The 12,335-nt window shown below is 74.0% G+C and carries 12 protein-coding genes and 1 pseudogene; 2 read left to right on the top strand and 11 right to left on the bottom strand.

Annotated features, from left to right (window positions below; genetic code table 11):
• The first annotated feature begins 2 nt into the window (after positions 1-2).
• Complete coding sequence (locus NI25_RS12780) at positions 3-1,265, top strand: styrene monooxygenase/indole monooxygenase family protein (protein WP_061442566.1); 1,263 nt, start codon at positions 3-5, stop codon at positions 1,263-1,265.
• Here NI25_RS12780 and NI25_RS12775 read toward each other — a convergent pair.
• The 11 genes and pseudogenes from NI25_RS12775 to NI25_RS12725 all read right to left on the bottom strand — a co-directional run bounded on the left by NI25_RS12775 (position 1,229) and on the right by NI25_RS12725 (position 11,392).
• Positions 1,229-2,386: a C40 family peptidase gene (locus tag NI25_RS12775; protein WP_061442565.1), complete on the bottom strand. Its 1,158-nt coding sequence runs from the start codon at positions 2,384-2,386 to the stop codon at positions 1,229-1,231. The genes NI25_RS12780 and NI25_RS12775 overlap by 37 nt on opposite strands.
• Before the next feature lie 103 nt (positions 2,387-2,489).
• Positions 2,490-2,813, bottom strand: a complete 324-nt coding sequence (locus NI25_RS12770; RefSeq protein ID WP_061442564.1) for a hypothetical protein — start codon at positions 2,811-2,813, stop codon at positions 2,490-2,492.
• Positions 2,814-2,883: 70 nt separating this feature from the next.
• Positions 2,884-3,537: a TetR/AcrR family transcriptional regulator gene (locus tag NI25_RS12765; protein ID WP_061442563.1), complete on the bottom strand. Its 654-nt coding sequence runs from the start codon at positions 3,535-3,537 to the stop codon at positions 2,884-2,886.
• A 49-nt stretch (positions 3,538-3,586) separates the two neighbouring features.
• Positions 3,587-4,525: an AurF N-oxygenase family protein gene (locus NI25_RS12760; RefSeq protein WP_061442562.1), complete on the bottom strand. Its 939-nt coding sequence runs from the start codon at positions 4,523-4,525 to the stop codon at positions 3,587-3,589.
• 147 nt (positions 4,526-4,672) lie between these two features.
• The gene (locus NI25_RS12755) at positions 4,673-5,179 is read right to left on the bottom strand and encodes a DUF3291 domain-containing protein (RefSeq protein ID WP_107071712.1); all 507 of its coding nucleotides are present in this window, start codon (positions 5,177-5,179) and stop codon (positions 4,673-4,675) included.
• 45 nt (positions 5,180-5,224) lie between these two features.
• Complete coding sequence (locus NI25_RS12750; RefSeq protein WP_061442561.1) at positions 5,225-6,682, bottom strand: penicillin-binding transpeptidase domain-containing protein; 1,458 nt, start codon at positions 6,680-6,682, stop codon at positions 5,225-5,227.
• Positions 6,679-8,040, bottom strand: a complete 1,362-nt coding sequence (locus NI25_RS12745; RefSeq protein ID WP_061442560.1) for an FtsW/RodA/SpoVE family cell cycle protein — start codon at positions 8,038-8,040, stop codon at positions 6,679-6,681. The genes NI25_RS12750 and NI25_RS12745 overlap by 4 nt, the downstream gene beginning before the upstream one ends.
• Before the next feature lie 43 nt (positions 8,041-8,083).
• Complete coding sequence (locus tag NI25_RS12740; protein WP_061442559.1) at positions 8,084-8,530, bottom strand: SH3 domain-containing protein; 447 nt, start codon at positions 8,528-8,530, stop codon at positions 8,084-8,086.
• A gap of 177 nt (positions 8,531-8,707) precedes the next feature.
• A complete protein-coding gene (locus NI25_RS12735; protein ID WP_061442558.1) occupies positions 8,708-9,952 on the bottom strand; it encodes an ATP-binding protein in 1,245 nt (414 codons plus the stop codon).
• Positions 9,949-10,785 (bottom strand): hypothetical protein, encoded by an 837-nt coding sequence (locus NI25_RS12730; protein ID WP_061442557.1) that lies wholly within the window; start codon positions 10,783-10,785, stop codon positions 9,949-9,951. The genes NI25_RS12735 and NI25_RS12730 overlap by 4 nt, the downstream gene beginning before the upstream one ends.
• 180 nt (positions 10,786-10,965) lie before the next feature.
• Positions 10,966-11,392 (bottom strand): annotated as a pseudogene (locus NI25_RS12725) (protein-tyrosine phosphatase family protein).
• 132 nt (positions 11,393-11,524) lie between these two features.
• Between NI25_RS12725 and NI25_RS12720 the strand changes: the two are divergent.
• Positions 11,525-12,328: a nuclease-related domain-containing protein gene (locus NI25_RS12720; protein ID WP_061442556.1), complete on the top strand. Its 804-nt coding sequence runs from the start codon at positions 11,525-11,527 to the stop codon at positions 12,326-12,328.
• The last annotated feature ends 7 nt before the right edge of the window (positions 12,329-12,335 follow it).

Genomic DNA, 12,335 nt, shown 5'->3' with positions numbered 1-12,335 from the left:
GCATGCGGAAGATACTCGTCGTCGGAGCCGGCCAGTCCGGTCTCCAGCTCGCCCTCGGCCTGCAGTCGCACGGCTACGAGGTCACCCTGATGTCCAACCGGACCGCGGACGAGATCCGCACCGGCCGGGTCATGTCGACGCAGTGCATGTTCCACACGGCGCTCCAGCACGAGCGCGATCTCCAGCTGAACTTCTGGGAGTCCCAGGCCCCGAAGATCGAGGGGCTCGGCGTCTCGGTGGCGGCCCCCGGCTCCTTCGATCCGGGTCCCTCGCAGCGCGCGATCGACTGGCTGGGCCGGCTCGACGGCTTCGCGCAGTCGGTCGACCAGCGGGTGAAGATGGCCGGCTGGATGGAGACCTTCGCGCAGCGCGGCGGCCAGCTGGTCATCCACGGCGCGGCCGTCGGCGACCTCGACTACTTCTCCCGCGCCTACGACCTCGTCCTGGTCTCCGCGGGCAAGGGCGAGCTGGTCCAGATGTTCGGCCGCGACGCCTCCCGCTCCCCGTACAGCGAGCCGCAGCGCGCCCTCGCCGTCGCCTACGTCCACGGGATGGGCCCGCGCCCCGAGCACCCGGACACGGAGGCCGTGCGCTGCAACCTGGTGCCCGGCGTCGGCGAGATGTTCATCATGCCGACGTTCACCACCTCGGGCCGCGCCGACATCCTGTTCTGGGAGGGCATACCCGGCGGCCCGCTCGACGCCTTCAAGGACGTCAAGGACCCCTCGGAGCACCTCTCCCTGACCCTGGAACTCATGGAGAAGTTCCTCCCCTGGGAGTACGCGCGGGCCACCAAGGTCGAACTGACCGACGCCGGCGGCACCCTCGCCGGCCGCTACGCCCCGACCGTCCGCAACCCCGTCGGCCGCCTCCCCGGCGGCGGCGCGGTCCTCGGTGTCGCCGACGTGGTCGTCGCCAACGACCCGATCACCGGCCAGGGCTCCAACTCCGCCTCCAAGTGTGCCGCCTCCTACCTCGCGTCGATCATCGAGCACGGGGACAAGGAGTTCGACGAGGCCTGGATGCAGCAGACGTTCGACCGCTACTGGGAGACCGCCCAGCACGTCACCAAGTGGACCAACACCATGCTGGCCCCGCCGCCGGAGCACATCCTCAACCTGTTCGGCGCGGCGACGCAGCTCCAGCCCATCGCCGACCGCTTCGCCAACGGCTTCAACGACCCGTCGGACTTCGAGAACTTCTTCTACGACCCGGCGAAGACCGAGGGCTACCTGGCCGAGGTCTCGGGCGCCGCGGGAGCGTAAGCGGCCGCGTACCCCTCGTCCGACCCGTCCGCCGCCCCCGCGGGGAGCCTCGGTGGCGTGTAGCGCCGTACGGGCTCTTCGCCGGGGTCGGGGCGTACGGCGCCGAGCACCGGGTTGGCGGCGATCGGCGACACCTTGACCTCGGCGCCGGGTCGGGGTGCCTGGACGACCATGCCGTCGCCGAGGTACAGCGCCACGTGGGTGGCCTCCGGGAAGTACACGACCAGGTCACCGGGGCGCAGCCGGTCCAGCGGCACGTGCTCCAGCCGCGCCCACTGCTCCTGGCTGGTCCGCGGGATCGGGGTCCCGGCCCGCTCCCAGGCCACCGAGGTCAGCCCGGAGCAGTCGTACGACGCCGGGCCCTCGGCGCCCCACTCGTACGGCTTGCCGAGCTGCTCCACCGCGAAGCGCACCGCCCGGTCGCCCTCGGCGGACGGTTTGGCGTCGTCGCCGAGCGCGCCGGACGCCAGGAAGCGCTCCTGCTGCTCGGCGATCCCGCTCTTCTCCAGCTCCGCCAGCGCGGCCAGCTGCTCGGGGGTGAGCGAGGCGAGCAGCTCCTCGACGGCGCGCAGACGGTCGCGCACGCCGTCCCGTTCCTTCGCCTGGCGTTCGGCGAGGGAGGCCTGCCGGGCCAGCGCCTCGCGCGAGCGCCGGGCCAGCTCCTCGGCCTTCTTCTCGTCGCCCGCCAGGCGGCCCACCGTCTCGACCCGCTCCCGGGCCAGCCGGCCGATCACACGACCCTGGTCGATCGCGTGCTGCGGGTCGCGGGCCAGCAGCAGCCGCAGGTAGGGGGAGAGGTCGCTGCGGTTCTGGTACTGCTGCCGGGCCAGCCGCCCGGCCGCGCCGCGGCTGTCGTGCAGGGACGTGCGGGCCCGCGCCAGCTCGGCGTCCAGCCGCCGCACCTCGGCACGCTGCTTCCGCAGCCGCTCCTCGGTGCCGTTGTAGGTCTCGGTGGCCCGCTCCGCCTCCCGGTACAGCCGCTGAAGGTCCGTCAGCAGGTCCGCCACGGTGCGGTCGTCGGTCGTCGCGGGTGCCGGTTCGGCGGCGGCGGACACGGGCGCGAGGACGATCCCGGCCGCGAGTGCCGCCGTACACGCCAGACGCGTAAGCCTTCCTGACACATCATCACCTCCCGTGCGAGGCGGTGGGTCCGCTTCGCACGGCGAGCATGTGGCGGGTCCGCGGGCTTCGCGCGCCGAGTGTGCGCGGACCGGCGCAACGGGGTCACCCGTCCGCGTCGTCCGGCTTGCCGTGCGGCGTGGCGTCTGGATCGGCGGCCGCCGGGCGGTCCGGTTTCGACCAGGGCCACTTCCGGCCGGAGCCCTTCCTGCCCGAGGGGTCGTACGTGTACTTCCACCGGGCGAACCGGAGTCCGCCCCGGGGGTCCCGGGGCTCCCTCCGGTACACGAGCACGGTGGCCGGGCCGCCGTCCGGGTCCGGTACGGGGATGCGGTACGTCTTCGGCGGGTGCCCGGTCATCCCGACCAGGACGGGCAGTACGCGTCCGTCCATGGGGCCGCCCTCGAAGGGGGTGTCTTCGCTCTTCACGGGACCAGTGTCGGCGATCGGCGCACCGGTGCCGGCGGCCGGCGCCCGGGCCGGCGACCGGGGTCCGGTCTCAGAGGTCCGCCGACAGCGCCTCGACCAGGGTCGCGGTCTGCGGGTCGCGGCGGGCGGTGACCGTCAGCACGGCGAGGAACTGCTCCACCAGCCACTCCCGCAGTTCGTCGAGGGGCGGCTGCTTGTCCTCGTCCAGCCAGATCAGTGAGGCCGCCTCCACCGCAGTGATCCACATCCGGACCGTCATGCGCAGCCGGGGTCCGGGGTCGGCGACGTCCAGGTGGCTCATGATGTGGTCGGCGGCGGCCCGGCGTACGCCGTCGACGATGCCCGAGGTCTGCGAGGTCTCGACCACGCTGCCGCCGCGCAGCAGGGCGCTGAAGCCGGTGTCGTGCTCGTCGACGAAGGCGAGGTAGCGGTCCAGGGCGCGGGAGAGCCGGGCCAGCAGCGGTCCCACGCGGGGCTCGTCGAAGCACAGGCGGAGCTCGTCGGCGGCGGAGCCGAGCGCGGCCTCGTACAACTGCTGCTTGCCGCCGGGGAAGTACCGGTACACCAGCGGCCGGGAGACCCCGGCCTGCTCGGCCACGTCGTCCAGGGAGACCTCCTCCGGGGGCCGGTGCGCGAAGAGGGCGAGCGCCGCGTCCAGCAACTGGAGGCGGCGCTCCTCGACGCTGAGGCGGCGGTAGGCGGGGGTGGAGGCCTGCGGATTCATGTCCGCAGGGTAACCGCGTGGCCCGGCGTCGCGGGGGCGGCCGAGGGGCTTACGCGAGCAGCCCCGAGGACCGCCACAGCTTCCGGCCGACGCCGCGCAGGACGCCGATGTCGTCCAGGAAGTCGGTCAGGCGCTTCGCGCCGGTCTGCATGATCTCCTTGCGGTGGCCGCTCGCCTTGACCTGGGCCAGGGCCTCGCGCTTGTCCAGGCCGACGTTCGTGTACACCTCCGGGTTGATGAAGGCGACGGAGAAGACGCGGGCGAACTCGCCGGAGGTGACCCGGGTGAACTCCTGCGACCACTTCGGTGCCGTCACCATCTGCCGGCGCAGCTCCTCGCGGGCGTAGCGCACGTGCCGGGCCTCCTCGACGACGTGGATGCGCGTGACGCCCCGGATCAGCGGCTGGACCCGCTCGTCCGGGAAGGTCAGCCGCTGCATCCAGTCCAGGACCTCCTCGCCGAGCAGCGTGGCGGTGAAGGAGCCGGGCGTGGTGGAGATCGTCTTGAAGAGGCGGCCGAGGTGCTGGTGGACCGGGCTCACCGGGTACCAGGGCGTCTCGCCGCGGGATATCAGCCGGGCGAACATCTTCGAGTGCCGGCACTCGTCCTCGATCTCGGTCAGCGCGTAGCGCACGTGGGCGCTCGTCGCCGCCTTGTCGTAGATGTGCCGGACCAGGAGCTGCATCAGGATCAGCTCGAACCAGATGCCGAGCGAGGCGAGCGCGGCGGCCTCGTGCTGGGAGAGGAGGATGCGCTGCTCCTCGCTCATCCGCCGCCACAGCGGGGTGTCGTACAGCGACACCAGCTCCGGCGGCCAGAACCACTTGCCGTCCTCGAACGGCGCGTCCCAGTCCAGCTCCTTGTCCGGGTCGAAGGAGTGCTTGGCGGACGAGTCGAGCAGCCGTTCGGCCACCTGCTCCCGGTCCTTGAGCAGGCCGAGCGCGTCGCGCAGGCCCTCGAGCGCGTCGGCTTCCGTCAGGGTCGTCATGGCTGTGTCCCACCTCGTCGAACGGATCGTGTTACCCGCGGTCACTCCAGCGTGCTGCGTCTTATGAGACTGCTTGTCAGCAAGCTCGTCAATCCCCTGCGCGCAACTTGTTGACTGCGAGTAAAGAAGTGAGACCTGCTCAGGTTCTCAGAGCGAGCAGCCCAGCCCCTCCGGTACGTCGCCGAGCAGGGGCGCCGACGCCCCCGCCGGGTAGGACGTCCGCAGCGTGAAGGCGTACGGTGTCGGCCCGTGGGTGCGCAGGTGGAGCAGCCGGGACTCCGCCTCCGCGACCGTCGGGCGGTGGCCCGCCGGCACCCACCACAGGGTCGTGACGGCCTCCGTCGGCCTGTCGAACCACTCCCGGCGCCGCGCCAGCATCTCCCGGTGCCGCCCCTGGTACATGAACGCCGTCAGTGCGTTCGCGTCCCGCCACACCGTCAGGTTGACGATCAGCCAGGAGTCCCCGAAGACCGGGATGTCGGTCGCGTCGCCGCCCTCGCTCTGCAGACGCCAGACGAAGCCGTCCGCCGCGTCGGCGGACGCGTTCACCGGGTCGAGCGCGTCCACGAAGTCCTTCAACTGCGGTGAGTCCAGGGGGGCCTTGAGGCGGGCGATGTTGACCTGGGCGAGTTCGTACACGGCGTCGTCAGTCATGGACCGAACGTTAGGTCGGGCGGCTCGGGAGGTGGTACCCCCGTCTCATCCAGCGAGCACCGCCTCCATCACCGCCCGGGCGATCGGCGCCGCCAGCCCGCCCCCGCTGACGCCCTCCCGGTCCGCCGCCGAGCCCTCGACCACCACCGCCACCGCGACTTTCGGCTCCATGTCCCCGTCGCCTCGCGCCCAGGAGACGAACCACGCGTACGGCGAGCCCGAGTTGCCGACGCCGTGCTGGGCGGTGCCGGTCTTGCCGCCCACGGTGGCCCCCGGGATCGCGGCCTTCGAGCCGGTGCCGTTGTCCACGACGCCCGTCATCAGCTCCTTGAGCAGGGCCGCCGTCGAGGGCCGCATCACCTCCCGGGAAGGACGCGACCCGGCCGCCGCCACCAGGCTGCCGCCCGCCCGCAGCGTCCGCTCCACCAGGTACGGCGAGCGCACCTGGCCGCCGCCCGCCACAGCCGCCGCCACCATCGCCATCTGCAGCGGAGTCGCCCGGGTGTTGTACTGCCCGATCGACGACAGGCCGAGCTGCGCCCGGTCCACCGTCGTGTCGAAGGTGCTCCGCGCGACCGGGAAGGGGACCCGCAGCCCGTCGTCGTTGAAGCCGAAGGCCTCCGCCATCGCCGTCATGCCGCGCACGCCCACGTCCACGCCGAGCTTGGCGAACACCGTGTTGCAGGACCACTCGAACGCCTCCCGCAGCGAGGCGTTCCGGCACCCGTCGGCCTCGTTGGTGAGCTTCGTCCGCGTCCCCGGCAGGGTGTACGGGTCGGGGGAGCGGGTCGGCGCGTCCAGGTCGCGGACCACGCCCGCGTCCAGCGCCGCCGCGGCGGTGACCACCTTGAACGTCGAACCCGGCGGATAGGTCCGGCTCACCGCCCGGTTGAGCATCGGCTTGTCCGGGTCGGCGTTCAGCCGGTTCCAGGCGCGGGTGGCGGCCGCGCTGTTGCCGGACAGCACCTGGGGGTCGTAGGAGGGCGTGGAGACCAGGGCTAGGACGCGGCCCGTGGCCGGCTCGATCGCGGCCACCGCCCCCTTGCGCCCGCCGAGCCCCTCGTACGCCGCCCGCTGCGCGGCCCCGTCGATCGTCGTCACCACGTCGCCGCCAGGGTTGTGGGCGCCCGTGACGTCGTTCCACAGCGGGAGCGGCGCGAGCATCGGGTCGGCGCCGGACAGCAGGCCGTCCTCGGCGTGCTCCAGGAGCGTCGTCCCGTACGCCTGCGAGGCGAAGCCGGTGATCGGCGCGTACATCGGGCCGTCGGCGTAGGTCCGCTCGAAGCGCAGGTGCTCGCCGGTGTCCCGGGAGCCGGTGACGGCCCTGCCGCCGACCAGGATGTCGCCGCGCGGCTGCTGGTAGCGGGCGATGTCGGGGCGGCGGTTGGCCGGGTTGTCGTCGTACTCCGGCTTCTGCACGATCTGCACCCGGGCCGCGTTGACCACCAGCGCGACCAGCAGCAGCGCGCAGAAGACGGCCGCGTGCCGGATGTTCCGGGTCACGAGGGCGTCCCGCGCCGGGCCGCGTGGCTCACCCGGATCAGCAGGGCCACGATCGCCCAGTTGGTGACGACCGAGGACCCGCCCTGCGCCAGGAACGGCATCGCCATGCCGGTCAACGGGATCAGCCCGGTCACCCCGCCCGCGATGACGAACACCTGGAGCGCCACGATCGAGGAGAGCCCGACCGCCAGCAGCCGCCCGAAGGGGTCGCGGGCGCCCAGGCCCGCCCGGTAGCCGCGCTCCACCAGCAGCCCGTACAGCAGGAACACCGCGGTCAGTCCGAGGAAGCCCAGCTCCTCCCCGGCCGTCGCCAGGATGAAGTCCGACTTGACGGCGAAACCGATCAGCACGGAGTGCCCGAGCCCGAGACCCGTGCCGGTCACCCCGCCCGCCGCGAAGGCGAAGAGGGACTGGGCGAGCTGGTTGGGGCCCCGGCCCGCCTCGATGGACGCGAAGGGGTGCAGCCAGTCCTCCACCCGGCTGTGCACGTGCGGCTCCAGCCAGCCCACGGCCACCGCGCCCAGCGAGGCCAGCAGCAGGCCGACGGCGATCCAGCCGGTGCGGCCGGTGGCGACGTAGAGCAGGACCACGAACAGGCCGAAGAAGAGGAGCGAGGTGCCCAGGTCCCGCTCCAGGACCAGGACGCCGACGCTGACCAGCCACACCGCCACGATCGGGCCGAGCACGCGCCCGGTGGGCAGCTGCAGCCGCCACACCCGGCGCCCCGCGTACGCCAGCGCGCTGCGGTTGGCGGCCAGGTACGCGGCGAAGAACACCGCGAGCAGCACCTTCGCGAACTCGCCGGGCTGGATGGAGAAGCCCTCGATCCGGATCCAGATGCGGGCGCCGTTCACCGCCGGGAAGAAGATCGGCACGGTGAGCAGGGCGAGCGCGGCGGCCACGCACACGTAGGCGTAGCGCTGCAGGACGCGGTGGTCGCGCAGGAGCAGGACGACCACGATGAACAGGGCGACGCCCAGCGTGGACCACACCAGCTGGGTCGGGGCCGCCCGGTCGCCCGGCGTCTCCAGGTCGAGCCGGTAGATCAGCACCAGGCCCAGGCCGTTGAGCAGCACGCCGATGGGCAGCAGCAGCGGGTCGGCGTACGGGGCGCGCAGTCGTACCGCCAGATGGGCGAGGAGCGCGAGCACCCCGAGCCCGGCGCCGTAACCGGCGGCGCCGGGCGGGAGGGCGTCGTGCTGCGCGAGACCGACGTTGCAGTAGCCGAACACCGACAGCAGGACGGCCATCAGGATCAGCGCGAGTTCGACGCCCCGGCGCCGGGGGAGTCGGGCGACGGGAGCGGGAGTGTCCGCCTGTGCCACGGTGAGTCCGGTTCCGGTTCCGGCCTTGGTCATGTCCGGAACTTACCCAAATGGTGTGGTCTGCGCGCCGTCTTGCTCAGCACCAGCGCGGCGCGGGGCCGATGTTGTCGATGTAACGGGCCGCGCCCCAGGCCCAGGTGCCGTCCGTGAGGAGGTACCAGAGGGGGTTGCCCTGCACGTTGCTGCCGGGCGTCTTGCAGTAGATGGAGACGACCTCGCCCCGGCGGGCGTAGCGGATGACGTCCGAACCGCGGGCCGGCGAGGTGTGCAGCGCCAGCCGGCTCGCCGTCACGACGCCCCGGTAGCGGCCCTGCTCCTGGCGGCCGTCGCCCCCGCCCCACGCGTCGCCGCCGTTTCCCCCGCCGGTGACGCCGGACGTGGAGGACGTCTCGCCGCCGCCCCTGTCGTCGTTCGCGACGGCGGGCGTGACGGCGACGGCGGTGGCGAGCGCGCCGGCCGCGAGGGCGGTGGCGAGGCCGCGGACCAAGGGAGAGCGCGAGGCCGGTGCGGACAGGAGCGACATGGGAGTACCTCCCGGGAGCGAACGGGTTTTCAGGTGCCTTCAGGCGTCTTCCGTCGTCTTTCGCCGACTTCAGGCGTCTTCCGCCGTCTTCAGGCGTCTTCGGGTCACTAACCGCCACATTAGGAGCGCCCCGGACGCACCGCCCGCCGCACTGAGCCATCGGGGAAAGTGCCGTGGTCAGGGCTGCTGAGGCAGCGTCAGCCGGGCCAGCGCCCCGCCGTCCGGCGGGTTGGTGAACTCCAGCCGCGCGCCCAGCACCTCGGCCTGCCCCAGGGCGATCGTCAGCCCCAGACCGTGCCCCTTGGTCCCGCCCTCGGTGCGAAAGCGCTGCGGCCCGTGCGCGAGGAGGTACTCCGGATAGCCGTCCCCGTGGTCCCGCACGGTGATGACCGCGCCGTCCACGGTCAGCACCACCGGTGCCCGCCCGTGCCGGTGCGCGTTCGCGACCAGGTTGCCCAGCACCCGCTCCAGGCGCCGCCGGTCGGTCTCCACCCGCGCGTCGCGTACGACGTCCACACGGGTGCCGGTGCCCGAGCCCCGCACCACCCGCCGGGCCAGCGCGCCCAGCTCCTCCGGCTCCGTCGCCGGCCGCTCCCGCCCGCTCTCCAGGCGGGAGATCTCCAGCAGGTCCTCGGTCAGCGTGCGCAGCGCCGCCACCCGGTCCCGCACCAGCTCGGTGGGGCGGCCCGGCGGCAGCAGCTCGGCCGCCGCGTGCAGGCCGGTGAGCGGGGTGCGCAGCTCGTGCGCCACGTCGGCGGTGAAGCGCTGCTCGGCCAGCAGCTTGCCCTGCAGCGACGCCGCCATGGAGTCCAGCGCGGCGGCGACCGACGCCACCTCGTCCTGCGGGCGCGTCGGATCCTGCGCGCGCGGATCGCCGACCCGGGCGTCGAGGTCCCCGGCGCTGATCCGCCGCGCCACCCGCGCCGTCGTGTGCAGCCGGCGCGTCACCCGCGTCACCGCGAACGCGCCGACCAGCAGCGTCGCCCCGATCGCCAGCGCCGACGCCCACACCAGCGTGCCGTCCAGACCGTCGATGGTGGCCTGGCCCTGGGAGTGGTCGACCCGCACCGCCAGCGCCCGGCCGCCGTCGGCGGGGCCGGCCGCCCACATCGTGGGGCGCCCCTCGTAGTCGGCGACCATCGTGCCGCGCCGCCCCGACACGGCCAGCTCGCGCAGCCGACGCGGCAGCCCCGGCGGATCGATGCCGGCCCCGCGGCGCAGCGGGTCCCCCGCCTCGTAGGCCTCCGTGGCGTCCCGCAGCCGGGACAGGGCCACCTCACGCGCCTGCCCGACGGTCCGGTCCGCCACCGAGACGTGCACCAGGACGCCGAGCAGCGCGGCGAGCGCGCAGCACATCACGGTGATGAACACGGCCGCCCGCACCGCGAGAGGTCCGGCCCACCGGGGAAGGGCGAGCCTCACCGGGCGCTCGCCGGGGACGACGAACCGGAGGACGGCGAGGCGGAGGACGGCGAGGCGGAGGGCGACGAACCGGAGGACGGCGAGGCGGTGGCCGAGGGGGACGGCGACGTGGACGGCCGCTTCGTGTGCCGTCCGCCGTCGTCGGTGCGCAGCATCTCGTCGCTGGTCAGCAGCATGGCCCGCTGATCGGCGTCCCAGGTCCACTGCAGGCGGTACTCGTAGCCGGCCACCTCCGAGGGCGAGCGCACGATCACCGTCCGCCCGGCCAGCTCGACCGCGCTCACCGCGTCCTCGTAGGACATGACCCGCACGAGCCGGTCCTTCTCGACGGTGTAGACGCGCACGGCGGTCAGCTTCGCCGGCAGCAGCCGGAACCCCAGCGTCATCTCGGGGCGCCCGTCGCCGGTCAGGTCGCGGTAATACGGCCGCAGCACCGGGCAGCGGCCCTCCCCGGATCCGTCCGTGCCGCAGTCCGCCATCCGCACGGACGTCTCGTGGTACGGCGCCTTCGCGGCCGCGTAGTCGTCCGGGTGCGCGGCGATCTCGGCCCGCACCGCGGCCACCGGGTCCGCCCTGCGGATGTCGCCGCCGGGGACGGCGACGCCCTCGACCACCGCGTGCTCCACCTCGCCGATGTCGTACGCCGGACTGGACGCCGGCGTCAGCCCGGGCCAGAGCCGGGCCGGATTCCGCGCGGCGGGCGTCGCCCCGGCGGCGCGCAGACCGCCGGTGTCCCCGCAGGCGGCCAGCGCGCCGGCGGCGGCCGTGGTCGCCAGGAGCAGCGCGAGGGCGGCGGGGACGCGGGCGGGGAGCCCGCGGCGGCTCGGGAGCACTGCACTCCTGGGGTCGGGGACCGGCGATCGGTGAACGGCGGCCGGCGTCGGCTCGGCCGCGCGGCCGCGGGCGTCGCCGTACGCGTTCTCGTACGGAAGGCCATTTTGCGTGCGGGCGGGCCCGCCGGGCCACTCGGCCACCTCCTCCGGCTGCCGCACGGTGCGCAGACCCGCCCGCAGCTACGCCACGAACCGGTCGTCGTGCAGCGCCCACGGCGAGCGCCGGGACCGGATCACCCGGATCGCGTCCTCGGCGCTGCGGCCCCGGCGCATCAGGGTGTGCGCCACGACGAGTCCGGAGCGGTCGTGGCCGTGACCGCAGCGGACGAGGACCTTCCGGCCTCCGTCCAGCGCCTCGCCCGCCGCCCGGGCCAGCCGGATCACCCCGGCGAGCCGGGTGCCGTCCACAGGGCCGTCGGGGAGGGGGCACACAGGGTGCTCGACGCCCTCGTCCGGGCCGTGCCGGGCAGCCGCAGCAGCGTCTGCACGAGGTCGAACTCGTCCCGCACCACGGCGAACTCCAGCAGCCCGGCCGCCTGCCCGAACTCGTGCCCGCCCCTCCGCGGCCCGGGCACGATCTCGTCCACGGCCGGTCCGGAGCCGGCACGTCCGGACCTTTCCACGGGTACGCGAAGGCACCTCCCCAGTCCCGCCCAGGGCCTGCCCGACTCCACCCGAACGCAGCCGGGTTCTTGCCCCGGCAGCACCCCTCCTGGTCCCATGGAAGGGGGTGTTGTGCGTGGACGGACTGCGCGTGGTACCGAGTCGGCGGCACGGCCGGGAACGGCTCTACGTCTGTCTCCCGGACGGCGGGAACGTCGCCTGGTACGACCGTGAGGCGGCCCGCGTCAACCTGCTGAGCGACGACCGCAGGGACGACGTCCTGCAGGCCCTGGCCCCCTTCCTCACCGGCCAGGTGGCCGTCGGCCCGCCCCCGGTCCCGACCCCGGCCGAACTGGCCCGGCTCACCCTCCACCCGGACGACGACCTCGCCCCCAACCGTCCCGGCGAGGCCCTCCTGGTCGCCCTGGAGCGCGAACCCGGACCGGCGCACCGGCTGCGTCCCGACCCACGCCGCCGCGCGCTCGCCGCCGAGCAGGCGACGGGGGAGGCACTCGACCGCCTCGACGGCGCCGGCTGGCACACCCTGCACTCCCTCCCGCTGCCCGGCGGCGACCGCCTCCACCACCTGCTGATCGGGCCCGGCGGCCTCTTCGCCCTCCACGCGCTGCCCGCCCGCAGACAGCGGGTGCGGATCGACGACCCCCTGGTGACGCCGGGCCGCCGCGCACCGCTTCCCCTGCTGCGCCGGGTCCGCGCCGACGCCGACCGGGCCTCCTACGCCCTGACGGCACAGGTGCGCCCCGTCCTCGTCCTCGTCGAACCGGCCCACGTGAGCGTCACCGCCCCGCCCCGCTCCGTGCGCGTCCTCACCGACCGGGAGCTGCCCGAGCTGGCCCGGACGGGCGGGATGCTGAAACCGGCCGACGTGGAGGCCCTGCACGCCATGGCCCGCGACCGCGCCACCTGGGCCCGCCTGTGACCGGCGC

The sequence above is a fragment of the Streptomyces sp. CCM_MD2014 genome, assembly GCF_000772045.1.
Taxonomy (GTDB): Bacteria; Actinomycetota; Actinomycetes; order Streptomycetales; family Streptomycetaceae; genus Streptomyces; species Streptomyces salinarius.
Note: the sequence above shows the minus strand (reverse complement) of the source record. Positions and strands in the feature narration are given on the sequence as shown.